The sequence below is a fragment of the Arthrobacter oryzae genome (assembly GCF_003634095.1).
Lineage (GTDB): Bacteria > Actinomycetota > Actinomycetes > Actinomycetales > Micrococcaceae > Arthrobacter > Arthrobacter oryzae.
On sequence record NZ_RBIR01000001.1, the window covers coordinates 395,274 to 421,046 of the forward strand.

The 25,773-nt window shown below is 67.5% G+C and carries 28 protein-coding genes; 12 read left to right on the forward strand and 16 right to left on the reverse strand.

The genetic code is table 11. The features are described from left to right. Positions 1–165: 165 nt before the first annotated feature. Both C8D78_RS01870 and holA read left to right on the forward strand, forming a co-directional pair. The gene (locus C8D78_RS01870) at positions 166–1,716 is read left to right on the forward strand and encodes a ComEC/Rec2 family competence protein (RefSeq protein WP_167467827.1); all 1,551 of its coding nucleotides are present in this window, start codon (positions 166–168) and stop codon (positions 1,714–1,716) included. After that, positions 1,650–2,666 carry a DNA polymerase III subunit delta gene (gene holA / locus C8D78_RS01875; protein WP_120950173.1) on the forward strand — a complete coding sequence of 339 codons (1,017 nt, stop codon included), beginning with the start codon at positions 1,650–1,652 and terminating at the stop codon, positions 2,664–2,666. Before C8D78_RS01870 ends, holA begins: the two co-directional genes overlap by 67 nt. Positions 2,667–2,793: 127 nt before the next feature. Here the strand turns inward: holA and rpsT are convergent, their stop codons facing one another. Then, a complete protein-coding gene (gene rpsT / locus C8D78_RS01880) occupies positions 2,794–3,054 on the reverse strand; it encodes a 30S ribosomal protein S20 (protein ID WP_120950174.1) in 261 nt (86 codons plus the stop codon). A 198-nt stretch (positions 3,055–3,252) separates the two neighbouring features. Continuing rightward, a complete protein-coding gene (locus C8D78_RS01885; protein ID WP_208641841.1) occupies positions 3,253–3,858 on the reverse strand; it encodes a type II toxin-antitoxin system PemK/MazF family toxin in 606 nt (201 codons plus the stop codon). A 321-nt stretch (positions 3,859–4,179) separates the two neighbouring features. On the opposite strand from C8D78_RS01885, the gene lepA reads away from it, so the two are divergent. Together lepA and hemW are read left to right on the forward strand one after the other, a co-directional pair. Continuing rightward, complete coding sequence (gene lepA, locus C8D78_RS01890) at positions 4,180–6,033, forward strand: translation elongation factor 4 (RefSeq protein ID WP_208641842.1); 1,854 nt, start codon at positions 4,180–4,182, stop codon at positions 6,031–6,033. Between the two features lie 45 nt (positions 6,034–6,078). Then, positions 6,079–7,317, forward strand: coding sequence for a radical SAM family heme chaperone HemW (hemW, locus tag C8D78_RS01895; RefSeq protein ID WP_120950176.1), 1,239 nt, complete (start codon positions 6,079–6,081; stop codon positions 7,315–7,317). Between the two features lie 85 nt (positions 7,318–7,402). On the opposite strand, the gene C8D78_RS01900 is transcribed toward hemW, so the two are convergent. After that, positions 7,403–7,822, reverse strand: coding sequence for a DUF4870 domain-containing protein (locus C8D78_RS01900; RefSeq protein ID WP_091560291.1), 420 nt, complete (start codon positions 7,820–7,822; stop codon positions 7,403–7,405). Between the two features lie 142 nt (positions 7,823–7,964). Continuing rightward, positions 7,965–8,816 (reverse strand): DUF3097 domain-containing protein, encoded by an 852-nt coding sequence (locus C8D78_RS01905; protein ID WP_120950177.1) that lies wholly within the window; start codon positions 8,814–8,816, stop codon positions 7,965–7,967. Between the two features lie 334 nt (positions 8,817–9,150). On the opposite strand from C8D78_RS01905, the gene hrcA reads away from it, so the two are divergent. The 3 genes from hrcA to C8D78_RS01920 all read left to right on the forward strand — a co-directional run bounded on the left by hrcA (position 9,151) and on the right by C8D78_RS01920 (position 12,134). After that, entirely contained in the window at positions 9,151–10,164 is a 1,014-nt protein-coding gene (gene hrcA / locus C8D78_RS01910) for a heat-inducible transcriptional repressor HrcA (protein WP_120950178.1), read from the forward strand. A gap of 63 nt (positions 10,165–10,227) precedes the next feature. Further along, positions 10,228–11,358, forward strand: a complete 1,131-nt coding sequence (gene dnaJ / locus C8D78_RS01915) for a molecular chaperone DnaJ (RefSeq protein WP_120950179.1) — start codon at positions 10,228–10,230, stop codon at positions 11,356–11,358. A 2-nt stretch (positions 11,359–11,360) separates the two neighbouring features. Further along, positions 11,361–12,134: a 16S rRNA (uracil(1498)-N(3))-methyltransferase gene (locus C8D78_RS01920; RefSeq protein WP_120950180.1), complete on the forward strand. Its 774-nt coding sequence runs from the start codon at positions 11,361–11,363 to the stop codon at positions 12,132–12,134. Positions 12,135–12,194: 60 nt separating this feature from the next. Here C8D78_RS01920 and C8D78_RS01925 read toward each other — a convergent pair whose 3' ends face one another. From C8D78_RS01925 to arsB, 7 genes are all read right to left on the reverse strand, one after another. After that, on the reverse strand, positions 12,195–13,115 hold the full coding sequence (locus tag C8D78_RS01925; protein WP_120950181.1) for a GerMN domain-containing protein: 921 nt from the start codon (positions 13,113–13,115) through the stop codon (positions 12,195–12,197). Between the two features lie 322 nt (positions 13,116–13,437). Beyond that, complete coding sequence (gene srmL, locus C8D78_RS01930) at positions 13,438–14,556, reverse strand: PheS-related mystery ligase SrmL (RefSeq protein WP_120950182.1); 1,119 nt, start codon at positions 14,554–14,556, stop codon at positions 13,438–13,440. 223 nt (positions 14,557–14,779) lie between these two features. Then, positions 14,780–15,643 carry a DinB family protein gene (locus tag C8D78_RS19905; RefSeq protein ID WP_244208194.1) on the reverse strand — a complete coding sequence of 288 codons (864 nt, stop codon included), beginning with the start codon at positions 15,641–15,643 and terminating at the stop codon, positions 14,780–14,782. Between the two features lie 47 nt (positions 15,644–15,690). Continuing rightward, positions 15,691–17,061: an FAD-dependent oxidoreductase gene (locus C8D78_RS01945; protein WP_120950183.1), complete on the reverse strand. Its 1,371-nt coding sequence runs from the start codon at positions 17,059–17,061 to the stop codon at positions 15,691–15,693. Between the two features lie 37 nt (positions 17,062–17,098). Beyond that, positions 17,099–18,073, reverse strand: coding sequence for a thioredoxin-disulfide reductase (gene trxB, locus C8D78_RS01950; protein ID WP_120950184.1), 975 nt, complete (start codon positions 18,071–18,073; stop codon positions 17,099–17,101). A gap of 10 nt (positions 18,074–18,083) precedes the next feature. After that, on the reverse strand, positions 18,084–18,506 hold the full coding sequence (locus tag C8D78_RS01955) for an arsenate reductase ArsC (protein WP_120950185.1): 423 nt from the start codon (positions 18,504–18,506) through the stop codon (positions 18,084–18,086). Between the two features lie 23 nt (positions 18,507–18,529). Continuing rightward, positions 18,530–19,627 (reverse strand): ACR3 family arsenite efflux transporter, encoded by a 1,098-nt coding sequence (gene arsB / locus C8D78_RS01960; RefSeq protein ID WP_279629514.1) that lies wholly within the window; start codon positions 19,625–19,627, stop codon positions 18,530–18,532. Between the two features lie 103 nt (positions 19,628–19,730). Here arsB and C8D78_RS01965 point away from each other — a divergent pair, with 103 nt between their 5' ends. Both C8D78_RS01965 and C8D78_RS01970 read left to right on the forward strand, forming a co-directional pair. Further along, complete coding sequence (locus tag C8D78_RS01965; RefSeq protein WP_120950186.1) at positions 19,731–20,081, forward strand: ArsR/SmtB family transcription factor; 351 nt, start codon at positions 19,731–19,733, stop codon at positions 20,079–20,081. A gap of 35 nt (positions 20,082–20,116) precedes the next feature. Continuing rightward, positions 20,117–20,602 (forward strand): GNAT family N-acetyltransferase, encoded by a 486-nt coding sequence (locus tag C8D78_RS01970; protein ID WP_120950655.1) that lies wholly within the window; start codon positions 20,117–20,119, stop codon positions 20,600–20,602. Positions 20,603–20,629: 27 nt separating this feature from the next. On the opposite strand, the gene C8D78_RS01975 is transcribed toward C8D78_RS01970, so the two are convergent. From C8D78_RS01975 to C8D78_RS01990, 4 genes are all read right to left on the reverse strand, one after another. Beyond that, on the reverse strand, positions 20,630–21,601 hold the full coding sequence (locus C8D78_RS01975) for a Rossmann-fold NAD(P)-binding domain-containing protein (protein WP_244208195.1): 972 nt from the start codon (positions 21,599–21,601) through the stop codon (positions 20,630–20,632). A 131-nt stretch (positions 21,602–21,732) separates the two neighbouring features. Then, a complete protein-coding gene (locus C8D78_RS01980; protein WP_120950188.1) occupies positions 21,733–22,152 on the reverse strand; it encodes an NUDIX hydrolase in 420 nt (139 codons plus the stop codon). Further along, entirely contained in the window at positions 22,149–22,739 is a 591-nt protein-coding gene (locus tag C8D78_RS01985) for a class I SAM-dependent methyltransferase (protein WP_120950189.1), read from the reverse strand. Before C8D78_RS01985 ends, C8D78_RS01980 begins: the two co-directional genes overlap by 4 nt. A gap of 192 nt (positions 22,740–22,931) precedes the next feature. Then, on the reverse strand, positions 22,932–23,843 hold the full coding sequence (locus C8D78_RS01990; RefSeq protein WP_120950190.1) for an aminoglycoside phosphotransferase family protein: 912 nt from the start codon (positions 23,841–23,843) through the stop codon (positions 22,932–22,934). 136 nt (positions 23,844–23,979) lie between these two features. Between C8D78_RS01990 and C8D78_RS01995 the strand changes: the two genes are divergently transcribed. Beyond that, positions 23,980–24,207 carry a tautomerase family protein gene (locus tag C8D78_RS01995; RefSeq protein WP_120950191.1) on the forward strand — a complete coding sequence of 76 codons (228 nt, stop codon included), beginning with the start codon at positions 23,980–23,982 and terminating at the stop codon, positions 24,205–24,207. A gap of 52 nt (positions 24,208–24,259) precedes the next feature. On the opposite strand, the gene C8D78_RS02000 is transcribed toward C8D78_RS01995, so the two are convergent. Beyond that, a complete protein-coding gene (locus C8D78_RS02000; RefSeq protein ID WP_120950192.1) occupies positions 24,260–24,703 on the reverse strand; it encodes a GNAT family N-acetyltransferase in 444 nt (147 codons plus the stop codon). Positions 24,704–24,859: 156 nt separating this feature from the next. On the opposite strand from C8D78_RS02000, the gene C8D78_RS02005 reads away from it, so the two are divergent. Both C8D78_RS02005 and C8D78_RS02010 read left to right on the forward strand, forming a co-directional pair. Then, positions 24,860–25,375 (forward strand): flavin reductase family protein, encoded by a 516-nt coding sequence (locus C8D78_RS02005; RefSeq protein WP_120950193.1) that lies wholly within the window; start codon positions 24,860–24,862, stop codon positions 25,373–25,375. Beyond that, on the forward strand, positions 25,372–25,620 hold the full coding sequence (locus C8D78_RS02010; RefSeq protein ID WP_147429521.1) for a hypothetical protein: 249 nt from the start codon (positions 25,372–25,374) through the stop codon (positions 25,618–25,620). Before C8D78_RS02005 ends, C8D78_RS02010 begins: the two co-directional genes overlap by 4 nt. Positions 25,621–25,773 lie beyond the last annotated feature (153 nt).

Here is a 25,773-nt window from a genome sequence, read left to right on the forward strand (position 1 = left end):
AATGCAACGTCGGCCAAAACAGAGCGGACAGGAACAACGCTGGCAAGGTTTAGATTGTCGGCCAAGCCCGGGCGGGCGAGTGCCGGGCGGCCAACCACCGGCGGGGGAGCAGCCCCGCGTGGCGGCCCTCCAAAGCCGGCCACCCGGCGGGCCTTTCGCGCCACGATGGCACTTGCCCTGATGTTGTCTGTGGCGGCGGGAGCGCACGCCGCCGTGGATGCGTCCCGGCGGCACGACGGGGCGATCGCCGCGGCGGTTGCCGCCCGCGCCGCCGTAGTCGCGGAACTGGAGATTGCCGGCGCCCCGCGCCGTCTCAAGACACCGGGAGCCGGCGGCCTGGCCGACCGCTGGGCAACTCCGGCGACGCTGAAGGAGATGACTTTCGACGGCCGAATCGTCACCGGGGAAGCCCGGCTCGTCGTCATGGGCGGAGCGGCCTGGGAACACGCCGTCGCGGGCCAACGCCTCCGCGCGACGGGCAGGCTCCGGCCGGCAATGCCGGGCGCGCCGGAAGCGGGAATCCTTTCAGCCTCGTCCAATCCAACGGTGCTGCGGGGCCCGGGGCCGTGGCAGCAGGGCCCCAGTGAGCTGCGCAGTGCCTTCACCGTCGCCGCGGCACAGTTCGGGGGCGACGTCGGCGGTCTCCTGCCCGGAATGGTCACGGGTGACACCAGCGCCCTGGACACGGATTTGGAGGGCGTAATGAAACTGGTCGGGATGACGCACCTGACCGCCGTCAGCGGCGCGAACTGCAGCCTGATCCTGGGGGCGCTCCTGCTGGCTGCCCGCACCCTGCGGGTTCCGCGCACCGCAGCCGCCGCTGGCAGCGTAGCGGGACTTGGGCTGTTCGTCCTTATGGTGGGGCCGGACCCCAGCGTGCTGCGGTCGGCACTCATGGGGGGCATCGGCCTGACTTCCGTCGCCCTTGGCCGGGCAGGGCGCGGGCTCAGCCTGCTGTGCGTTGCGGTCGTTGGACTGTTGCTGGCGCAGCCCGCCCTGGCCGTTAGTTTCGGTTTCCTGCTCTCGGTCCTGGCCACACTGGGAATTGTGGTCACCGGACGCCGCATTATCGACTGGCTGCCGCCGGGTGTGCCGCCCTGGGCGGCGGCAGGGCTTGCCGTGCCCCTCTCAGCGCAGCTTTTCTGCGCGCCGGCCATCGTCCTGCTGCAACCCCAGTTCAGCCTGTATGCATTGCCCGCCAACGTGGCCGTTGCGGCACTCGTGGCCCCCGTGACTCTCCTCGGGACGGCGGCGGCCGCACTCCTGCCCGCGGTCCCGGGTGCCGCGGAGCTGTTGATGGCCGCGGCAGCCGTCTTCACCGGTGGCGTGGCGGGGACCGCCCGCTTTTTCGCGGCCCTCCCGGGCGCAGCCCTGCCGTGGCCGGAGGGGCCCTTCGGCGTCGCAACTATGGGAGCGTTTTCCGGGACCGTGCTGGCAGCCCTCTGGCTTGCACTGCACCCGGCCGTAGTGGCCCGGTGGGCCCTGGCGGCACACGCAAGGACCGTCGCCGTTCTCGACTTCGGGTCCCACGCGACTGCGCACCACGAAGTGCGCGCGGCGGCCCAGCAGGCGGCCCGGCGCAGCTTGGAACACCGGTCCGGGCGTGGGACGCTTAGAGTCCACAAACCAATTCCCGGGAGGAAACACGAGTGGCTGCTGCCCAGACCCAACGGCCCAGGACCTCAGCGTCGAAGATCGCCACCTGGCGCGACGTGAGCCCCGCTGCCGTCGTGCTGGTGGGCGGCCCGGAGGACTACCTGGGCTCGCGTGCCATGGACCGCATCCGTGCGCAGGTCCGCGAGGCGGCGCCAGACGTCGAAGTTACCCGGCTCAACGCCGGCAGCTACACGGCCGGGTCCCTGGCCATGAACGTCAGCCCGTCGCTGTTTGGCGAACAGAAGCTCATTGAGGTTGAGGGAGCCGAGGCGATGAACGATGCGTTCCTCGCCGATGCGCTGAAATATGTGGCGCAGCCGGAACCCGATGCTGTGCTGGTGCTCCGCCACGGCGGGGGAGTCCGCGGCAAGAAACTGCTGGATGCCATCAAGGCTGGCGGCTGGCCCGTTGTTGACTGCCAACCGCTGAAGAAAGACGCCGAAAAGATCGCGTTCGTCACTTCAGAATTCAAGACGGCCTCCCGGCGTATCGATCCCGACGCCGTCCATGCCCTGGTCAACGCGGTCGGTGCCCACTTGGCTGAACTGGCTGCCGCCTGCAGCCAGCTGATCGCGGACGCCACCACGGGCGTGGATGCCGCCATGGTGGACAGGTATTACGGAGGCCGGGTCGAGGCCACTGCCTTCAAGGTCGCCGACGCCGCCATGGCCGGCAACGGGCCCCTCGCCCTCTCCACCCTCCGCCACGCTCTTGCCACCGGGGCGGACCCGGTACCGATCGTGGCGGCACTGGCTTCCAAACTCCGTGCGCTGGCTAAGGTGGCCGGCGCGCAAGGGTCGTCCTCGCAGATTGCCAAACAACTGGGGATGCAGCCCTGGCTCGTGGAACAGGCCCAGCGGGAGGTGCGGCGGTGGACGCCCGACGGTCTGGTCCGCTCCATCCAGGTCACGGCCGAGGCAGACGCCCAGGTCAAGGGCCTGTCCCGGGATCCCGTCTATGCCGTTGAGCACGCGGTAACCGTGATTGCCACCTCGGTCCGCGGTTCCTGAGCTCCCGTCTGACCCGGGGGTTCCCGGCTGCCCGGGGCTCCCGACGCAGTGGTTCCGGTTTAACTGGATGTGGCCGGCACCCATCGGGTGCCGGCCACAATCATCAGTTCAGATGAACTGGAAAACCTTAGAGTGCGTTGACCTTCTTGGAGATCGCCGACTTGCGGTTTGCAGCGTTGTTCTTGTGAAGAACGCCCTTGCTGACAGCCTTGTCCAGCTTACGGCTGGCAGCAAGCAGAGCAGCAGATGCAGCATCCTTGTCGGTGGACTCAACGGCGGTGTTGACGGCGCGGATGGCAGTCTTCAGCTCGGACTTGACTGCGTTGTTGCGCAGGCGAGCCTTTTCGTTGGTCAGGATGCGCTTCTTCTGGGACTTGATATTAGCCACGTGTGAACTCTCTTTTTCAATGCGGAAAATGGTCTAGAGGGCTTTCAGATTGGCCATTGACTGAGCGGCGTGGGGATACCTATGGCGGCCAACCATCTGTGGCCGTCGACCTGCACGGACACACAGCTGTCAATAATAGCAGAGATGGCGCCGCGGGGACGCGTCCGGCGAGTCGCGGCCGCGCCGGCCACGCGGCGGTCAGCTCCAGCCGTGGCGCTGGCGCAGGGCCGAAGCGACGACGCTGAAGCGGCCCGAGTCCAGGATGGCGCCTTCGCGCCGAATGTCCTTCGCGTTGATCTGAAGGACGCGGTCCAGCTTCGCCTCACTGGGCCGCCACTGACGGTCCCAGGGGCCCGTGCCAATGTCGACGTAGTCGTCGGCGCGGCGGGCGTCGCCGTCGTGGTCCTTGCTGGTCAGCATCAGGCCGAGGAGGTACCGGCCGCTGGCGCCCACCAGGAGTACCGGGCGGTCCTTGCCCTGGGAGTAGTCCTCTTCATAGGGCACCCAGGTCCAGACAATCTCGCCGGGCTCGGGCAGGCCGTTCGGCGCGGGGGCATAGTGCACGGTCGCCCGTCCGCGGAAGTCGCCAGGGTACCGCCCTGTCAGCCCGGCGGCAGGCGCCCCGCCCGCAGCGCGCGCCGGAGACCCCGGCCGGGACTGGGCCGGCCGCCGCTTACCGGCCGGCTTAGCTGCCGGCTTCCCTGCCGGTCTGCGGGTAGTGCCCGGGGCGGAGCCGCCGAGTTTATCCAGGAAATGCAGCGCGTCGCGGACGGCGCTGCCGATCGAGCGTAAGTTCCAAGCCATGGGGAAACCATACCGGCAACCCCTTGGCGGAGAGGCCGCCAGGACTGGGCCCGGACGCGGCAAAGCCCCGGCGGGGCGGCGGCAGCACGGTGGCAGGCGGCCGGGCCGTGACGGCCGTGGCGGCCGGGCTGCGCGCCGAATATCGATCGAAGAATCCACGGGACCAAACGGAGTCCGCACCGCGAACCGGGAATGCAGGCCCACACTCCCGGACGTGGGAGACTATAGGGACCACAAGAGCGCCACGTCGCAGGATGGGAAACCAGCATCCGCCCCGATCCGTGGAAGAGCCAACAGTAATGCCAACAGTTAGGACCCTGCGTGTCTCCCATGGCCCGCACCGCCCCGGTGCCCGCCGCAACAGATCCGGCCATCATCCGGAACTTCTGCATCATTGCGCACATTGACCACGGCAAATCCACATTGGCCGACCGGATGCTCCAGTACACCGGAGTGGTCCAGTCCCGTGACATGAAGGCCCAGTACCTGGACCGCATGGACATTGAGCGCGAACGCGGCATCACCATTAAGTCCCAGGCCGTCCGGATGCCGTGGGAGCTCGACGGCACCAGCTACGCGCTGAACATGATCGACACCCCCGGCCACGTTGACTTCACCTACGAGGTCTCCCGCTCGCTCGCCGCCTGCGAAGGCGCGATCCTGCTGGTGGACGCGGCCCAGGGCATCGAGGCCCAGACCCTCGCCAACCTCTACCTGGCGATGGAAAACAACCTCACGATCATCCCGGTCCTGAACAAGATCGACCTCCCGGCAGCCCAGCCCGAGAAGTACGCGGCGGAACTCGCCAACCTGATCGGCGGCGACCCCGACGACGTGCTCCGCGTCTCCGGCAAGACGGGCATGGGCGTCGAGGCCCTGCTGGACAAGATCGTCCGCGACCTGCCGGCACCCGTGGGCGACCCGAACGCCCCCGCCCGCGCCATGATCTTCGACTCGGTCTACGACACGTACCGCGGTGTGGTCACCTACGTCCGTGTGGTTGACGGCATGTTGCACCCCCGCGAACGCATCCAGATGATGTCCACGCGCGCCACCCACGAACTCCTCGAGATCGGCGTGAGCTCCCCGGAACCCACCCCCTCCAAGGGCCTCGGCGTCGGCGAAGTGGGCTACCTCATCACCGGCGTGAAAGACGTCCGCCTGTCCAAGGTGGGCGATACCGTCACCAACCTGGCCAAGCCGGCCACCGAATCCCTCCCCGGCTATGCGGATGCCAAGCCGATGGTCTTCTCCGGACTGTATCCGCTGGACGGCACGGACTATCCGGTGCTCCGCGACGCGCTGGAGAAACTGATGCTCAACGACGCCGCGCTGGTGTACGAACCCGAGACCTCAGCGGCGCTGGGCTTCGGCTTCCGGGTGGGCTTCCTAGGCCTGTTGCACCTGGAGATCACCCGCGAGAGGCTCGAACGCGAGTACAAACTGGACCTGATTTCCACCGCCCCCAACGTGGAATACGAGGTCACGCTGGAGGACAAGAAGGTCGTCCACGTCACCAACCCCAGCGAATACCCCACCGGCAAGGTCGCGGAAGTCCGCGAGCCAATGGTGTCCGCCACCATCCTGGCCCCGAACGAGTTTGTCGGAGCCATCATGGAGCTGTGCCAGAGCAGGCGCGGCGTCATGGGCGGCATGGACTACCTCTCCGAGGACCGGGTGGAAATCCGGTACCGCCTGCCGCTGGCCGAGATCGTCTTCGACTTCTTCGACATCCTCAAGTCCAAGACCCGCGGCTACGGGTCCCTGGACTGGAAGGCCGACGGCGATCAGGTGGCCGATCTGGTCAAGGTGGACATCATGCTCCAGGGCGAGCAGGTGGACGCGTTCTCCGCGATCACCCACCGCGACAAGGCCTATGCCTACGGCGTGATGATGACCGGCAAGCTGCGCGAGCTCATCCCGCGCCAGCAGTTCGAGGTTCCCATCCAGGCTGCGATCGGCTCCAGGATCATCGCCCGCGAAAGCATCCGCGCCATCCGCAAGGACGTGCTGGCCAAGTGCTACGGCGGTGACATCACCCGAAAGCGGAAGCTGCTGGAAAAGCAGAAGGAAGGCAAGAAGCGCATGAAGATGGTGGGCCGCGTCGAGGTCCCGCAGGAAGCCTTCATCGCCGCCCTCACCACGGACGAGTCCAAGGACAAGGCCAAGAAGTAGCAGTGCTGAACATGATTGTTGCGGCAGCGTCGGCAGGCCGGGCCCGTGCCTAGCGTTCTCCCGCTCGGCGACCCGGCGCCGCCGGACGGACTCCTGCCCGCCCAGGCGGCCGAGGGAGCGGACCAGCGCGCCTTCGGACTCTACGTGCATATCCCGTTCTGCGCGGTCCGCTGCGGATACTGCGACTTCAACACCTACACCGCCACCGAGCTCGGCGGCGGGGCATCCCAGGACGCCTACGCCGCCACTGCGATCGCGGAAGTAAACTTCGCCGCCGCCGTGCTGAAGGAGACAGGCCTGCCGGAGCGCCCGCTCAGCACGGTCTTCTTCGGCGGCGGCACGCCCACGCTGCTCCCGGCGGAGGATCTGGCGCGCATTCTCACCGCCGCCATCGCGGCTTGGGGCTTGCAGCCCGGCGCCGAGGTGACCACGGAAGCCAACCCGGATTCCGTCACCCCCGAGTCCCTCCAACTGCTGGCCGACGCGGGGTTCACACGGGTCTCGTTCGGCATGCAGTCGGCGGTGCCGCACGTCCTGAAGGTCCTGGACCGGACCCACACGCCCAGCCGGGTGCCGGAAGCGGTGCGGTGGGCCCGCAATGCAGGCCTGGCCGTCAGCCTGGACCTCATCTACGGGACGCCGGGGGAGTCACTGGAGGATTGGCGCTACTCCCTCGAGACCGCCCTGTCCTACGCCCCCGACCACATCAGCGCATACGCGCTGATTGTCGAGGACGGCACCAAGCTTGCCGCGCAGATCCGCCGCGGCGAAGTGCCCGGAATCGACGACGACGACCACGCCGCCAAATACGAGCTCGCCGACGAGCTGATTTCCGCGGCCGGCCTGGCCTGGTACGAGGTCAGCAACTGGTCTCGCACCCCGGACCAGGCGTGCCGGCACAACCTCGCCTACTGGCGCGGGGATGACTGGTGGGGCATCGGACCCGGGGCTCACTCGCACGTCGGGGGCGTGCGCTGGTGGAACGTCAAGCACCCCACCGCCTACGCCAACCGCCTCGGCGCCGGCGTTTCGCCCGCCGCTGGACGGGAAACGCTGGACACCGAAACCCGCAACGTCGAACGCATCATGCTCGAGGCCCGCCTGAACTCCGGACTCGATATCCCGAGCCTCGGAGGCCTGGGGGACACGGGCCGGCACGCCGTCGCTGGCCTGATCGCAGACGGCCTGGTGGACCCCGCCGCCGCTTTCCACGGCCGGCTGGTCCTCACGCTCAAGGGCCGGCTGCTGGCCGACGCCGTGGTCCGCAGGATCCTGCCCGACTAAGCCTGGAAGACGCACAAAGAGCCGGCCGCTGGACCCTGACGGGCAGCGGCCGGCTCTGTCGTTGAGAACCGGCGTTAGGGCCGGGTTATTTGATCCAGCGGAGGTTGAACTCGTAACGGTGCGGCTGGCCCCGGTTGACGTGGATGCCGGCCGCCACGGAGAAGCACGTCACCGCGATCCAGATCACGGTGGCCAGGACGGCAAAGAGGTTTCCCACCACGGGAATGAAGACCAACAGATTGGCGAGTACTGCGGCGATGGTCGGCGGCAGCGTGAAATTCAGGGCTTCCTTGGATTCCTGCGCCGTGAACGGCCCACGGTCCTTGAAGATCAAGTAGATCAGCAGCGAGGGCACGCAGCCCAGGATGCCGCCGAAGTGTGCCAGCGTGGCCCACTGCCGGTCTTCGCTGGCCGTGAGGGGCAGCGCATTTGCCGGAACGCCATGGTACGGGGGCTGGCCATGGCCGGCCTGGTTGTCCGTGTGTTCGCGTGCGTTATCTGCCACGGTGTAGTCCTTCGGATTGCGGTGATGCGTTGCTGCCGGGGTGGTGCTTTGAATAGCCGGAATCGCGCTGGAAGCGCGACCGACCTCTCAAGAATACTTGCTCGGGCGCGATAACGGAGATCGTCGGGCCGGCCGCGGCGGTCTACGGCACGGTGAGAAAGTCGATAACCTCTTCCACCCGCCCCAGGAGGGACGCCTCCAGATCCGCATAGCTGCGCACGGCCCCCAGGAGTTTTTGCCAACCGAGGCCGATGTCCTCCTTCGTGGAGTGGGGCCAGCCGAAAGCCGTCAGAATACCGGTCTTCCAGTCCACACCGCGGGGGATCACAGGCCAGCGCTCGATCCCCAGGACCGCGGGCCGGATGGCCTGCCACACGTCCACGTAGGGGTGGCCCACAATCAGAACGTTGCCGGCGGCGCCGGGCGAGGCCATCACGGCCTGCGCGATCCTCGACTCCTTGGAATCGGGGACGAGGTGGTCAACGAGGACACCAAGACGGCGCCCCGGGCCCGGACCGAACTCCGCCACGGCGGCCCGGAGGTCATCAATGCCATGGAGGGGTTCGACGACGATGCCCTCCACCCGGAGGTCGTCGCCCCAGACTTTCTCCACGAGCTCGGCGTCGTGCTTGCCTTCCACCCAGATACGGCTTGCCTTGGCAATCTGCGCGCGCTGCCCTGCCACCCGCACCGAGCCCGACGCCGTCCGGCCGGATCCGGCGGCAGGCGCAGCCTTTTTCGGAACCGGAGGCATCAGCCGGATCGGCTGCCCCTCCAAAAGGAAACCGAATCCGAGCCGGAACGACCGGGACTTGCCCCGCCGGTCCTCCAGCGCCACCACGTGCATGCCACCGGACTTCTCGACCCGGGTAACGGCGCCCACCCAGCCGGACTGGACCTCCTCGAGGACCATTCCGCGTTCCACCGGGACTTCCGGCAGCTGCGTCTTGGCGGGGGCGGACAGGTCCTGGGGTCCCCAGTTCTGGTACGACATCTCTACACGCTTACTTTGCACTCGGATTTTTACGGCGGTCAGCTTGTACTGCGGTCAGTGGAACTCTCCGGGGGCCGGAACCGGGCCGCTTGGGGGCGGCAACGGAAGCAGCTGCCCCGGTCTCAGCACCGACGTGACGGGAAACTCGACCCCGCTGGCCACGCCTGGAGCGAATCCAATGCTAACAACGCGGCGACTCATATTAGACTGGTTAGCACTTAGGCATGTCGAGTGCTAACCCCTGACCAGTCGCGGACCGCCCTTGCAACTTGTGGACGCGACTTCGGATACTGCGGGCGGCACCGGCTGCGGGACAGTCGATTGGAGGTGGAGCGTGAGCGAACCGCGCAAACTCGAAGTGCTGCGGGCGATCGTGGAGGACTATGTCCATTCCCGCGAGCCCGTCGGTTCCAAAGCGCTCGTCGAACGGCACCATCTCGGAGTCTCCAGTGCCACGATCCGCAACGACATGGCGGCGCTGGAAGACGAAGGCCTCATCACCGCGCCGCACACGAGCGCCGGCAGAATCCCCACGGACAAGGGCTACCGGCTCTTCGTTGACCAGATCTCGGCGGTCAAGCCCCTTTCCCCGGCCGAACGCCGGGCCATCCAGGCGCTCCTGGAAGGATCCCAGGACCTCGACGACGTCCTTGACCGGACCGTGCGGCTCCTCTCCCAGCTGACCAACCAGGTCGCCGTCGTGCAGTACCCGCTGCTCAGCCGCGCCAGGGTGCGGCACATCGAGTTCGTGCTGCTGGCGCCCCGGAAGGTGCTGGTGGTGCTGATAGCGGACACCGGCAAGGTGGAGCAACGCGTGATCGACGTCGGGCAGGACCTTCCCGACGACGCCGTGGCGGAACTGCGCAACCGTTTCCTGGCAAGCCTCTCCGGTACACCGCTGAGCCTCCTGCCGCAACTGCTGCCCGCCGTCGTTGCCAGCGGGCCGCCGGCGCGCCGCGGAGCAGCCCAAGCCCTGGCCCGCGGCCTGGAGGCCCTGGCCACGAGCAGCCGCGAAGAGCGCATGGTCATGGCCGGCACCGCCAACCTGGCCCGCTCGAATGTGGACTTCCCGCTCAGCATCGGCCCGGTCCTGGAGGCCCTCGAGGAGCAGGTGGTTATGTTGCGCCTGCTCAGCGAAATGGCGGAGGACCCGCGGGGCGTCACCGTCAGCATCGGCCGCGAAAACCCGTACGACGGGCTCGCCGAGGCCTCGGTGGTGGCTACCGCCTACGGGCCGGACGCCACGGCCAAGGTGGGCGTGCTTGGGCCCACCCGGATGGATTACCCCACAACCATGGCCGCCGTCCGCGCGGTGGCCCGCTACCTTTCGAGGATTCTGGGGCCCTGACCGGCGCCGGACCTGACGCTACTTTTGCCCCAAAGGCAGTACAACAAGGAAGAGAAACAAACTTTGACCAGCCACTATGACGTTCTTGGAGTCTCCCGCGATGCAACGGGGGAGGAGATCAAGAAGGCCTACCGGAAACTGGCCCGGACCCTGCACCCGGACGTGAACCCGGGGGAGGACGCCTCGGACCGGTTCAAGGCCGTCACGCACGCCTACGAGGTCCTCTCCGATCCGCAAAAGCGCCGGGTCTACGACACTACCGGGAACGAAAACGGCACCGACAACGGCTTCGGCGGCGGCAGCTACGCGGGCCAGGGGTTCGCCTTCCAGGACATCTTCGAGACCTTCTTCGGTGCAGGCGGCGGCCAGGGCGGCCCGGCATCCCGGGTCCGCCGCGGCCAGGACGCGCTGATCAGCGTCCGGATCGACCTCCGCGACGCCGTGTTCGGCGTCAACAAAAAGCTTGAGGTGGACACCGCCGTCGTCTGCCCGACCTGCGAGGGCTCCTGCTGCCGCGAGGGCAGCCACCCCGTCCGCTGCGACATCTGCGGCGGCAGCGGGCAGGTCCAGCGCGCCGTGCGCTCCATCCTGGGCCAGGTCATGACCTCCGCCCCCTGCGGATCCTGTGAGGGGTTCGGCACGGTCATCAAGGACCCCTGCAACGAGTGCAGCGGCCAGGGCCGGATCCGCAGCCGCCGCTCCCTGACTGTCAAGGTACCGGCCGGCGTTGCCACCGGCACCCGCATCCAGCTCTCCGGCCAGGGCGAGGCCGGGCCCGCCGGCGGTCCCGCTGGTGATCTGTATGTGGAGATCAGGGTGAACAATGACCCCACCTACGTCCGCGACGGCGACGACCTCCACGCCAGCCTCAACATCCCGATGACGGCCGCCGCGCTCGGTACCGAGATTTCGCTGGAGACCTTCGACGGCGAGCAGGAGATCGATGTCAAGGCCGGCACCCAGTCGGGCGAGGTCATCACCCTGCGCGGCCTCGGTGTCACGCACCTGCGCGGCCACGGCCGCGGCGACCTGAAGGTGCACCTCCAGGTCGAAACGCCGGTCAAGCTCGATCACGTCCAGGAAGACCTTCTCCGTCAACTGGCCAAGCACCGCGGCGAACACTTCACGCCGGGAAAACTCGCTGCCAGCGGCGGCGTCTTCGCCAAACTGCGGGATCGGCTCGGTAACCTGTAGCGGTGAGTAACCCGGTCTTCTTCACCGCCCCCGGCACCCTGGACCAGCAGGTCCCCGGCTCCGTTTTTGTCCTCCAGGGCGCCGAGGCCCGCCACGCCGTCACGGTCAAGCGGCTCGCCGTCGGGGAGGCTGTGGACATCGCCGACGGCGCCGGAAAGCGCCTGACCGGCACGGTGACCGCCGCCGCGCCGGGCGAGCTGAGCGTCGAGTGTCAGGACGTGGCAGACGAGCCGCGGCCCGGCATCCGGCTGGTCTTGGTCCAGGCACTCGCCAAGGGCGACCGCGACGAGCTCGCGGCCGAAACGGCGACCGAACTGGGCATCGACGCCGTCATTCCCTGGCAGGCGGAGCGGTCCATTGTCCGGTGGAAGGCCGAACGGGCCGCCAAGGCCCACGCCAAGTGGCAATCGGTGGTCACAGCGGCCGCCAAGCAGGCACGGCGGGCATGGATCCCGGAGGTCCGGGCCGCGGTGGACGGCCCGGGGCTGCAGGCGGCCGTCGCGGCCGCCGACCTCGCGATCATTCTGCACGAAGATGCCGTCCGCCCGCTGCGGCAAGTGCTCGAGTCGTGGCTGGAAGCTTCCGCGTCCGGTGAGGCCGGACCCCGCGAAGTGCTGCTGATCGTGGGCCCGGAGGGCGGCATCAGCCCCCGGGAGGTGACCCGTCTGTGCGACGCAGGGGCGGTCACGGCTCTCTTGGGGCACCATGTGCTGCGCTCGTCCACCGCGGGGCCCGCCGCTACCGTTCTGGCCAGCGACATCCTCGGCCGCTGGTAGCAGGCTGCAGGCGCTTCGACCGGCCGGCTGAACGAGGCTGCCGCTACTGTTTGGCCGAGGTTATTTAACCGTGAAGCCCCGGGTGTCCTGGAACAATTCCTTGGCGCTGTCTGACGCGTCCACCTGGGACACCCGGACTTCGTACCGGCCGGGGCCGAGATTCGCGGACAGCGTGAACAGCCCGGGCTGCACGGCGTTGGTCGAGGCAGTGGTGGTGCCGTTGAGATAGGCGGTCTTGGCGTTATCGGCGTCGACCTTCAGGATCTCCCAGTGAAGTTTTCCGCCCTGGGCGGTGCTGCGGCCGCTGATTTTGACCGACCCGTCACCCACCGAATCGCCCTCCTGCGGGTCGATGATCCACACGGGGGCCACCAGCCCGGCGCTGCGGGAGGTCGGCGCGCCCAGCCGGACGTGGTTGAAGGCCACGTAGTCCGTGTGGCCGTCGACCAGAATCACCACCTGGACCTGCTGTCCGGAATCGATCAGGCCCGCGCTGGCCGCCGCGGCCGTTGCCGTGTACACAAGCTGCTGGATGGCGCGCTCTGCCATGGCCGCGTCCACGTTGCTGTTGAAGGCATCGGCGGAAACGTCAACGGTGATGACGTTCTCGCCGGAGATCGACGTCGCCAGCTTCTTCGGGTTCTGCCAGGGGGTAAAGAAATCCGGGTCAAGCGGCGTCTGGGACATCATGACCCGGAGGGCGCGGGTGACCGGGTTGTCCTGATCGGGAACGTCCCGGAACTCGCGGTAAAGGAACGCGTTGTCATTGCTCCGGCCGATCCAATACACCGGAGCCTTGTTCGACGTCTGGGCTGTCTCGAGCGGAGCGCTGGTGGTCGGGGCGCCCGACGCCGGGGCAGGAATCAGTTCCGACGGGCTGCTGGAGTTGGTGATGCCCTCCTGCGGCGTCGCCACGCAGCCGGACAGGAGAAGGGCCGCGGGCAGCACGAGCACCAGCGCGGCGCGGCGAAGGCCCCCCACTGGTGACTGCTGTCCTGCACGCTGCCTGATGATCCCGCTGTCCCTTCATGTACCGTCTCCGCGGTCCGCGGAGCCGTTCCGTTTATGGGCGGCATGGGCCGCCGGTTGCCGCCCGTGCCGCACCCTCCGGGCAGACCGGACAGGCGACCGCGGACAGCCGATTTCCAGCATGGCACACGGGTGCAGCGCGACAGCCGGGTTTGGGCCCCGTCGCCGGAACTGCAACGGGAACGATATGAGGCCGATACAAAGTTGATACCAAATCGGGGTGTGGGCCGCTGTGCCGGCACGCGGAGAGTGTGCTGGCACAGCGGGGAACGCGCTACCCTGCGATGAGTTCCTGGACCTGGCCTTCATGCAGGGCGATGTAAACATCGTCCCGGATCTGATTCGCCTCCGGATCTGTCATGGTCCGGGCGAGCGGGCGCAGCACCAGGCGGATCAACGCATTGGCCTGCCCATCGCGGCTACGGAGCCGCTCCTGCGCTGCCGCGGGAAGGTCCCTGTGCGAAGTGAGGGCCAAGAGTTCGACGCTTTCCAGGTCCTCGGCTTTCCGGCCCAACGCGGTCCGCACCCGGTCCCCGAGGACTTCGCCATCCAGGTCCCCGGGAACGAGGATCGAAATGTCCCGGCGGATGGAAGGCATTTGGGAGACGCGTTTCCACGGCGACAGGTCCAGCATCTGCCGTTTGATGCGAGGGTCCGTAGACCGAAGCAACCTGATGTCAGGGATGCCTTTGCGGAGCATTAGGGCCCGGTCCAAACCCATCCCCAGCGCCAGTCCCGACCACTTCGCGGGATCCAGCCCGGCTTCGGAGAAGAGATGCGGCGCCATCAAACCGCATTCCGCGAGTTCGAGCCATTCCCCGGCCATGAGGACATCGACCTGCACGCCGTCCCGGGTATAGGGGTGAACCGCCGGAACTGCACGCCATTGCGCTCCCGGAAGCACCGCCTGCACCACTAAGGCGATCATGTCCTGCAGGGTGCCAGAGCCGAGTTGTGCCCGCGAGCTGACCCGCCAGAGGTCCACCTGATGGGGCGTCCCCACGTGCGTGCGGTCGATGGAATCGCGCCGATAGACCAGGCCGGGGATGGCCCAGAGCTCGTCCATGGATTCGTCGGCATCCAGGGCCCGCAGCAGCGACGGGACGGACGCCGAGGTGTGGCTGCGGAGCATGACCGTCGGGCTGACGTAGCGGGAGTATTTCTGATCCCGCGTGACAGCCGAGGTGCTGAACCCCAAGCGGTCGTAGTTGTCGGCCACACTCACCAGGGGGCTGTGGCGAAGGATCCGTTCCCGCACGCTCCATTGCCCGCGGAGCGTATCGATGACCCCTTGCAGCAGTGCCTGCATGGCATGCGGCTGGCTTTCCGGATCGGAGAGATCACGGATGGTTAGGGCGTCCTGGAGTTCGGAGGGACTGAGATAAGTGAGCATTGAGGGTCCTTGTGTTCGGATTCAAGTGGTGGCTAAATCCCCCCGACTCAAATCCGGCGCCAGGACCTAGGCGCGCGCCTCAGTGCCCTCGCGACCGGAGACCGGCCGGGGGCACGTAAATCGACGCGTGGAGAGCATGGAGCGACTCTACTCCCAAAAGTGCGTGCATGGAGCGGTGGACCGGATCCGAACGGTCCGCCGGACCTCCGAATTCGGGGAAGCGTTAATCTCCAAGACTCAACTGCCGGGCGTGGAAGTCGAAGTGCAGCGTGGGGTAGGCGTAGACGTCCCGGACGGTCATGACGGGCTTGAAGAAGGGGTCCCACTTGTCCGGGAACGGCATGGACCGGGCCAGGGACTCCGGGGTCTCGCGTTCCAGCCTTCGTGACAAGGCCAGGATCGTCTTATCCAGTTTCCGGCCCATCCGGTGCCTGTTGTAGACGAGGGCGGCGGTGCGGGAACCCCAGTAGTTCACGGCGTCGAACGGGCGGGTGCCCGCGTTCAGTCCGGCGGCGAACGCAATGCCCACGCCCCCGGGGAGCCTGCTGACCGCCCGGACCAGGGGAAGCAGAGCGCGGACGACCATGTATCCGAAGACCATGTGGAAGAGCAGCTCTTCATTGGTCCACCGCGTGCCGTGGCTTTTGCGGCGCAGTGCCTCCGGCGTTGCGCTTCCCAGCCAGGCGTCGAGGCGGTGGACGGCGCGGCGGTACCCGGCCGCGATCTCCTCGCCTGTCGGCTCGTGGGCCTGCGCTCCCACCCTCAGGTCAGCCGGCGGCTGTGGCCTGACGCCGCGGATCGCCTGGCGGAGGGATTGCAGGTCCGGCTGTCCCGACAGGCCATGCCCGCTCGGGTACAGCCGGCAGGTGACGGCCGGCAAGGCGTTGGACGGGTAGAGATCCGTCCCGTCAATGATGAAGGTCGGTGATCCGCGGAACGAGGCGGCGGCCGCGTCAGCGTCCGTGGTGATTTCGGTGACCGTCAGCAGCGCCGGATCGATGCCCTCCAGTTCCAAGGCGCTGGCGAACAGCTCCCGGGCCGAGGCGCCGTGGGGGCAACCGGGAATCGTCAGCAGTTCGATGCGCATGGCCTCATTATGGCCCCGGACGCCAACGCGGCGGCCGGGGCATCAGCTCAGGTGCCTGCGCCGGATCGTCCGTGAGTCAATCCGGTGGGGAAGCCGACCAGCACCGGCTCCGGGGCCGCGCAGCAAGTGGACTCTGATGCGGCGGCTGCCGGAGCGTCGCAGCTGGTGCCGGCGTCGGAGGAGCACACGCCGGTTTCGGGCAGTTCGAGCTGCACTTTGTCTGCCGCTTCGCGGTCACCGGCCAGGGCTGCGGCGACGGAGCGGACCTGTTCGTAGCCGGTGGCTAGCAGGAAGGTCGGCGCGCGGCCGTAGGACTTCATGCCGACGATGTAGAAGTCCTTCTCCGGGTGGGCCAGCAGTGCCGCACCGTGCGGGGGGACGGTGCCGCAGGAGTGGAATTCCGGGTCGATGAGCGGCCCGAGTTCGGTGGGCGCCTCGACGGCGGGGTCCAGGTTCAGCCGGAGCTCGCGCAGGATGGCCAGGTCGGGGCGGAAGCCGGTGCAGGGCACCACGACGTCGGCCTCCAGAGTCCGGCCGTCAACGGCCTCGACGGAGACGTGCGAGGCGAGGGATTTCAGCGAGGCTATGCCGAAGCCGGTGTGCAGTTCGATGGTTCCTGCCTCGACGAGGCGGCGCAGGCGGGCACCCAGCTGGCCGCGGGCAGGCAGGCCGTCGGCGTCCCCGCCGCCATAAACCTTCTCGGCGGACGCCCCGCGGAGCGCCCAGAGGATCCGGGTGTCCGGTTCTTCCTTGGCCAGGGCGGCGAGGCTGATCAGGGTGTTGGCGGCGGAGTGTCCGGCGCCGACGACCAGGACGCGGCGGCCGGCAAACACTCCACGGTCGCGGCCGGTGACGTCGGGCAAGGGCGAGGAGATCCGGTCCGCGGCGGTGTCTTCGCCCATGGCGGGAAGCCCGGAGGTCCCGAGCGGGTTCCGGGTGGACCAGGTGCCGGAGGCGTCGATGACCCCGGCCACGGTGTGGTCGCGGCTTCCGCCGTCCTCGTGCTCGACGCGGACGATGAACGGTGTGCTGTCGCGGTTGCGGGTGTGGGTCTTGTCGAGGCCGGCGCGGGTCACCGCGATGACCCGGGCGCCGGTCTGCAGCTTTGAGCTGATGGCCGGGTGCGCGGCCAGCGGGGCGAGGTAGCTGTCGATGAGTTCCCCGCCGTAGGGGAGGGCGGTGGGCCGGGGAGACTCCCAGCCGGAGGCCTCGAGCAGGCGGACGGCGGCTGCATCGATGTTGTACCGCCAGGGGGAAAACAGCCGGATGTGGCGCCACTGCTCGATTGCGGCGCCCGCGGACGGGCCGGCCTCGAAGATCAGCGGTTCGAGGCCGCGTTCGATCAGGTGGGCCGCGGCCGCCAGGCCCACGGGCCCGGCACCGATGACAGCAATGGGAAATGAAGTGTTTACAGCCATGGTGTCCTCTGGTTCGTCCTTAGGGTTGGCCTGATGCTCAGGAGTGCGTCGGTTCCTCGACGAGTGCCGTGGCGATACTGTCCGCGTCCTCCAGCGCGGCAAGGTAGCGTTCGGCGTCCAGTGCCGCGGCGCAGCCGGTGCCGGCGGCGGTAATGGCCTGGCGGTAGCGGTGGTCCACGGCGTCCCCGCACGCGAAGACACCGGTCAGGTTGGTGACCGTGGTGGGCGAGTCCACCTTGATGTAGCCCTCGGCGTCGAGCTCCACCTGGCCGTGCAGCAGCTCGGTGCGCGGGACGTGGCCGATCGCGACGAAAATCCCCGTGGCCGCCAGCTCCCGGGTGTCACCGGTGCGGGTGTCGGTCAGGGTCACGCCGGTGACCTTGGACTCGCCGTGGATCTTGGTGATGGCGGAGTTCCAGGCGAAGCGGATCTTGGGGTTGTCCTTGGCGCGCTGGGCCATGATCCGTGAGGCGCGCAGTTCGTTCTTGCGCACGACGACGGTCACGGACTTTCCGAAGCGGGTCAGGAAGGTTGCTTCCTCCATGGCGGAGTCGCCGCCGCCGACGACGATGATGTCCTGGTCACGGAAGAAGAATCCGTCGCAGGTGGCGCACCAGGACACGCCGTGGCCGCTGAACCTCTTCTCTTCGGGCAGGCCGAGTTCCTTGTAGGCGGAGCCGGTGGCGAGGATGACGGCAGGTGCTTCGTGGGTCTCGCCGCCGCCGGTGACGACGCGCTTGAGGTGGCCGGCGAGCGTCACGTCGGTGACGTCGTCGAATACCACCCGGGCGCCGAATTTCTCGGCCTGCTGCTGGAGCCCGTCCATCAGCTCCGGACCCTGGATGCCGGCGGGGAAGCCCGGGAAGTTCTCCACCTCGGTGGTGTTCATCAGGGCACCGCCCGCGGTGACGGCCCCGGCGATGACCAGCGGCGCCAGCCCGGCGCGGGCGGCATAGATCGCCGCGGTGTAGCCGGCGGGGCCGGATCCGATGATGATCAGCTGTTCAGTCATGACTGGGCTCCTACCTGGCGGCCGGGGTGAGGGAGGCGATGAGGTCCTCGATGCGGGCCTTGATGTCGTCGCGGATCGGCCGGACGGCGTCGATGCCCTGGCCGGCGGGGTCTTCGAGTTCCCAGTCCTCGTAGCGCTTGCCCGGGAAGATCGGGCAGGTGTCGCCGCAGCCCATGGTGATGACGACGTCGGATTCCTTCACGGCCTCGGTGGTGAGGACCTTGGGGATTTCGGCGGACATGTCGATGCCGAGTTCGGCCATGGCCTCGACGGCGGCCGGGTTGACCTTGTCCGCGGGCTGCGAGCCGGCGGAGCGGACCTCGATGGCGCCCTGGGACAGGGTGGTGAGGAAGGCGGCGGCCATCTGGGAGCGGCCGGCGTTGTGGACGCAGACAAACAGGACGGACGGCTTCTTGGCGGTTTCGGTGCTCATCGGAGGTCTCCTGGGGTGTGGGGCTAGACGAAAATCGGGCTGGGAGCGAAGTAGCGTTTGCGGGCCTGCAACGCCACGTAAACCAGTGCAACAAGGACTGGGACTTCAATCAAGGGGCCGACGACGCCGGCGAGGGCCTGCCCGGAGGTAACGCCGAACGTGCCGATCGCCACCGCGATGGCAAGTTCGAAGTTGTTGCCGGCGGCGGTGAACGCGAGGGTCGTGGTTTTGGCGTAGCCGAGGTCCAGCCAGCGGCCGATCAGCATGCCGGCGCCGAAGACCACCAGAAAGTAGACGAACAGGGGCACCGCGATGCGGGCGACATCCAGAGGGCGTGAGGTAATGGTGCCGCCCTGGAGGGCGAACAGCAGGGTGATCGTGAAGAGCAGGCCGTAGAGCGCCCAGGGGCCAAGCCGCGGCAGGAACGTCCCTTCATACCAGTCCCGGCCCTTGGTCTTTTCGCCGATGGTGCGGGTGAGGAATCCGGCAAGGAGCGGCAAGCCAAGGAATATGAGTACCGAGGCCGTGATCGCCCAGAAGGAGAAGTCGGCACTGGTGGCCGGCAGTCCCAGCCAGACGGGCAGCACCTGAAGGTAGAACCAGCCCAGCGCGCCGAACGCGACGACCTGGAATACGGAGTTGATGGCCACCAGGACGGCGGCGGCCTCCCGGTCACCGCAGGCGAGGTCGTTCCACACCATCACCATCGCGATGCAGCGCGCAAGGCCGACGATGATCAGTCCGGTCCGGTACTCCGGCAGATCCGGGATAAAGATCCAGGCCATGGCGAACATGAACGCCGGCGCCAGAACCCAATTGAGCACCAGCGAGGTGATCATCAGTTTGCGGTCGGCGAGGACGCGGTGAGTTTGGTCGTAGCGGACCTTGGCCAGCACCGGATACATCATCACCAGGAGTCCGATAGCGATAGGCAGGGACACCTCGCCGATCTTCACCGCTCCCAGTGCAGTGTTGAGTCCGGGAACAAAACTGCCGAGCAGAAGTCCCAGGAGCATCGCCGCCACGATCCAGACCGGGAGAAAGCGGTCCACGGTGGAGAGCCTGCCGGCGGTGTCGGCCTCTCCGGGCGCGGGCGGCGGTGTTCGAGTCTGGATGCTCACGGGGCTCCTGTGCTGCTGTGCTGCTCGGCAAGATTGATGAATGTCGATATCTGAAGTATCACTGCCTATATCGATCAATGTCAATCTTGTGCATAATGGGTTTATGAGCTCTCCGCAAACACTCGAGCCCGCGGTCGACGCGGACTGCTGCGCGCCGACGCAGAAACCGGCGATCAGTGCCGGCGAGGCGCATCACAGGGCGCTGGTCTTCAAGGCCCTGGCGGACCCGAACCGCCTGCGCTTGCTCTCCATCGTCAAGAGGGCCGACGGCGGCGAGGCCTGCGTCTGTGACCTTACCGAACCGCTGGACCTGGGACAGCCCACCGTGTCACACCACTTGAAGATCCTGGTGGAGGCAGGACTGCTCAGCCGGGAAAAGCGCGGCACCTGGGCGTATTACTCACTCGTGCCCGGTGCTGTTGAGCGCACCGCCGGGCTTTTGGCCTCCCTGTGATCGGACAGAACTCGCCGGCCGCCGCGATTCGTCCCATGCGCGACGACGACTGGCCGGCCGTTCGCCGGATCTACCGCGAAGGCATCGACACGGGTCATGCCACTTTTGAAACCGAGCCGCCGGAGTGGGAGTACTTCGACGGTTCGCGGCTTCCGGACCATCGTCTGGTGGCCGAAACGGAAACGGGCTTAGTGGTGGGCTGGGCCGCGGTGTCCGCGGTCTCTTCCCGCCCCGCCTACGCCGGCGTGGTGGAGCACTCGATCTACGTTTCCGGTCAGGCGCGCGGACTCGGCGTGGGCACGGCACTGCTGAAGACCTTGACCGTATCGACGGAGCTGGCCGGGATCTGGACCATCCAGGCCAGCGTTTTCCCTGAAAACCAGGCGAGTCTGAAGCTCCACCTTGCCCAGGGGTTCAGAATCGTGGGCCGCCGGGAACGCATCTCTCGATCCACGCACGGTCCGCGGCCCGGTCAATGGCGGGACACCCTTCTCATAGAGCGCCGCTCGGCTGCGATCTGACTCCTGGAGTCGGCGGCTCTGGCTCGTTCACTCCGCCGGGACAGCCCCTGCGCCTTTCGCCGGCAAGTCCCGGGTGCCGGTGAACGCGTCCTCGCGTGAGTAGTCGAGGTAATGCTCGAGGAAAGGATCGCCCGTTCCCGGCACCCTTCCGGCGGCGGCCTCCTTCACAAGCCAGTCCACCTGCCCCGGAATCGTCTGAGCGAACGTTCCGACAGGCTCATAACCCAGGTCGAGGGAGGCCTTCGTGCTGAGGACAAGCGGGGGCCGGTAATCCCAGGGATGGTCGCCGAGGCCGGCGGGGGCTGCGTCATCGAGCAGCACCTCGTTCCATTCGTGGCCGAGGTACCGGGCGATCACGCCGGCAATCTGCCGGGCGTTGGGCGCGTCCGGATCGGCGCTGTTGAGGATCCGTGCCCCGGGTGCTGCGGCAACCGTTTCCACGAGGGCGGCCGTGTTGACGGCCGCCGTCGTGTGGTCCCCGCCCTGCCCCTCGTGGGCCAGGAACACCGCCGGTCGCCGGTCGAGAATCCGTTTGACGAACATCCATTCCCGGGGGCGGGCGGCGCCTTCCCCATGCACCTTCGACGCCCGGATCACCGTCACCGGATAGCCGCTGTCCAGCAGCGCATGCTCCGCGGCCACTTTGTTGGCACCGTAGCCCAGCGGGGAGTCGTACACACGTGCGCCGGGATTCATGGTCGGGTTACTCTCCACAACGGGGGCGTCGAAGCGCGGCGGCACCACGGAGTTGACGTGGTTGCCGGCCGGATCAACATATACGGCCTTGCTCGACAGCATGACGGCGGACGTAACGGCACTGAGGTGTGGCAGCAGTTGCCGGGCGTCGGCCTCGGTGTAGCACGCGGCGTCAACAAGGAGATCCGCACCCCCGCCCAGAACCCCTGCCAGGGCGGGCCCGTCACGTCGGTCGGCAACCAGGAAACGCGCTCCGGCGGCAGCGAGGTCCGCCGGCATCTTTTGCTGCGTCCGGCCTGTCATGTCCACCTCCCAGCCTGCACTTATTAGGCGCCAGGCAATGGCACGTCCCAGAACACCCGTTCCTCCAAGGATTACAGCCCGATTCATCGTCCGACTCTAACGGACGGTACGAAGCGCGCCAGGAGCGGCGGTCACTTTCGTGGGTCGGTCCGAAGGATATGTCGCAGCACTTCAGCGTAGGGGCGGTGTGCGAGGTTCAGCCCAAGGGCATCTTCGGGGCAAAGCCAGCGCGTTTCCGAGTGCTCGCCCGTGGCAAGGTTGGCGGGAACGCCCGACCGCGTGTCCAGGACCCAGCCTGAGAGATGCAGCCCGTCGGGGGAGGCCACGTTGTCCCGGACCGTAAAAGCGGGGGCAGAAGCCGGCGCCCTGACCGTGACGCCGATTTCTTCAAGAAGCTCCCTGGCCAGCGCTTCACCGGCGCCTTCGCCATCCTCGATGTGCCCGCCGGGGAAGTCCCACGTATCCGGGTACCATCTCGCGGACGGAAGACGGTGGCACATCAGCACGCCGAGTGGCCCGACGAGTACGCCGACGGCAATGCGGTGGGTCATGGGAGCGGTCGATTCGGCCTGGCATCCGATGCGCGAGGGTCACGGCCGCGGGGCGGTTGGCCGGTACGTCTCGCGAGGATGAATGCTTGCGCGTGGGTTTCATTTGACCGCGGCTGCCGGGTCAGCTGGGCGGCGATGGTGAAACCGTTGCGGGTGAGGAGCCGGGCGGTATCGGCGGGGTCGTGTAGACAGACGGTGAGAGCCACATCGTGTCCATAGGCGCGGTCAACCGCCCGTTGGCCAGTGCCAGCGTGGCAGCCCAGGAGCACATGAGCTCCCGGGCCGGTTACGCGTGCCAGTTCCGTGACGATATCCGGCACATGTTCTGGCGGAGTGTGAATCACGGAGTACCAGGCCAGGACACCCCGGAAGCGGGCGTCGGGATAGGGGAGCGCGGCAAGGTCGCCGGTCTTGAAGCGACGACGGGGATGGGAGATCCGGGCCTGGGCGATCATGGCCTCCGACAAGTCCACCCCTTCGACATCCAGCAATCCCTCGAAGGACGTGTCGGGAAGAACCCGCGCGTACGACGCCGCCACGGCGTTGTAGGCCGCGCGGACGGAACCGTTAGTGCTCTCAGGGATCATATGTAGAGCGGCACCTCTCCAGGGTCAGGCGTTCGTTATGGCGGCAAGCAGACCTTGGCCGGCGTGGTGGAGGCGTGCCATGACCGCAAGCCTAAGCGCGCCCGCACCTCGACGGACTGCGCCACGCGCCGGGCCGGAGGCGCGCCGTCGAGATTGTGTGCGGACCCCCGCCGGTGACGGCAGGGAGAGCGGTCAAGAACACCGGGAGATGTCGGCGATGACCTGCTCGATCTGATACTTGGACACTCGCGCGAGTGCTGGGTTGGTGTCCACATAGTAGGGATAGGCGACGAGTCCAATCGAGAGTGCCCAGGCGCGGCCACGCCGCCACATGGGTTCGTCGACGTCCAGCGCGTCCCGAAATATCGCGCGCCCGGCGTGGTCGAGCAGGTTCCAGGCGACGATGAGGTCGACTGCCGGGTCGCCGATGGCGAGGCCACCCCAGTCGAGGACAGCTGCCAGCCGGGACCCGGAGACCAGGATGTTTCCGGGTTGCAGGTCTGTATGAATCCAGGGCCGCCCACCGTCCCCCTCGGAGACTTGTCGGGCCTCCTCCCAGGCCGCCGTCAAGAGCGGGACGTCCAACAGGCCCTCACAGCTGGCGATTGCGGATCGGGTGGGCGCGTCCCGGGCAGCCAGCGGACCACCCCGGTAGGACCGCAGGGGACCGACGGCCATGTTCTTCCCGACGTCAATGCCATGAAGCGCACGGACGAAGCGGCCGAGATCGGCGGCCAGGGCCGGTCCGGACGCCTGGCCCGGGGACGGGTTCTGCCCGCTCAGCCAGCCGGACACTGTCCACGGCCATGGGTAGCCGCGCCCTGGTGTGCCTTGTGCGAGCGGAACCGGCACCGCGACAGGCAATTGCCGGCTGAGCAGGGGCGCAATATCCAGTTCCTTCGTCAGCGAGGGAACCGCGGAGGCAATGCGGGGAAGCCGGACGACCAGCCGGTCACCCAGCCTGAGCATGACATTGTCCGTCCCGGTTGCCGCCACCGGCGCCAGCGGCAGTCCGGTCCATGCCGGGAACTGGTCCGCAATTATAAGGCCGACTTGATCGATGCTGATGTCGGGCTCCGTGTCATGCAGTTTGGCGATCAACATGACTGCAACCTATCCCGTTGCTCCGGATGCGCCGCTGACCGTCTGCTCGGCGTCGTCCGTTGCCGCACCGGCCGGCAACGATAACAACTCCGCCGGGTCTCCAACCGGCCGACGGCGGTCATGCCAGAATCGGTAGATGCCACTCATACAGGTCCTCAATGCGTCCCCGTCCTCGACCGCAAGGAAGCGCGAGCTCCTGGCCGCGCTGACGGCGACCTACGCCGATGTCATGGGAATCCGGCCGGACACCATCCGGGTGGTTCTGCACGAAGTGCCTCGGGAGAATTGGTCGGTCGCCGGAGTCACCCTGGCTGACTCGGGCCAGGATGAATCAATTGGAGTGCCGGCGCCGGGCTCGGAATAGCTGCGGCCGCTGACGTCCAAGGCTGAGACCGAGCCTTTGGATCAAAGCCGGATCAAAGCCGGAGCAGGTTCAATTCCCCGGCGGACCGGAAACCCAGCCGGGCGTAAAAATCCCGTGATTCGGCAGAGGGCGAAAGCACAATCCGTACGGCCTTGATGCTCTGCGAGAACCCAATCGACGCCTCCACGAGCCGGCCGCCGATGCCGCCGTTCCGGAAATCCGGCAGCACGTAGGCGTTTCCCAGATAGACCCAACAGGACGTTTCCGTCCCGGGCTTGGGCATCCTCTCGAAAATCATCAGGTTGAGCATCCCCACGAGCTCGCCGTCGTGATCAGCCACAAAGAATTTTCTGGGATTGGCCTCCATCCAGTCCCTAAAGGCCGCCTCAAAGGCCGGGTCTCCCTGGAGCGCAGACTCCTGCTCTGCCGCCCATGCGGCCCTCAGCGCTGCCAGTCCGGGCATATCGCTCGGACGGCTTTCACGAATTGTGGTCATGGGATCAGCCTATGCCGGCACTCGAGCCTCGTTTCTTACGTCATGCAACGGGTGCGTGACGCACAGTGTCGCCGCGCGACGACGCGTTTCGGCCGCGGTTGGGAAGCCGCGGCCGGGGTGGTTGATTGGGGGCTACCAGCGTCGAAAGGACCCGCAATGACCAAACAATCTGATCTGAACCCGACGAGACTCCGCCACGTCCTCGGACACTTCGCCACCGGGCTGACGGTGATCACCGGAGCAACCACGAACGGCCCCGCCGGGTTCACCTGCCAGTCCTTTTCGTCCCTGTCGCTGGAGCCGGCGCTGATCACCTTCAGCCCGGCGCGGACCTCCAGCACCTGGCCGCTGCTGCGGGAGGCCGGGCGGTTCACCGTGAACATCCTGCCGGCCGAGCACCAGCACCTGGCGGCGCAGTTCGCCCGATCCGGGGCGGAGAAGTTTGCCGGCGTGAACCACTGGCCGTCACCGCTCGGAAACCCCGTACTGGAGAAGTCGCTGGCCTGGGTGGACTGCGAACTGCACCAGGAGTACGACGGCGGGGACCACACCATCGTGGTGGGCGCCGTCCGGGCCCTGAGCGCCCGCGCCGACGCCGAGCCCCTGCTCTTCTACAAGGGCAGTTACCTGGGCGTCCGGTCCCGGGCCGGCGCGCTGGAGAGCGTGGCATGACCAGGCTGAAGTCATTGTCATGGCGTGGAGGGCGCCGCGGCTCCATGCCGGCGGACAACGTCATCGCCGGCGGCGGCGGGCCGGCTGAAGGGGTGCGGCCCGCGTGGCCCGTCAAGAAGGTGGCACGGCCCGTTCCGCCGGCCGACGGGGACGTTCCGGAGCCCCAGATCCCTGAACCGCCGTTTCCGATGACCGGCGCCCACTGGCTGGATGGGTTCGTCATTTTCGGAGACACCTACCCGTAACAGCAACGCCGCGGCCCGGCCGGCTTCGCGCGTGCCGCGCTGGCGTAAGATGGAAGGACCCGTTGACCCCGGCCACGGATGGTGCGAACCGCCGTCGGCTTGGATCACGGGGACCGACCATATTCATACTGGAGGGGACCAGAGGCCCGCGGG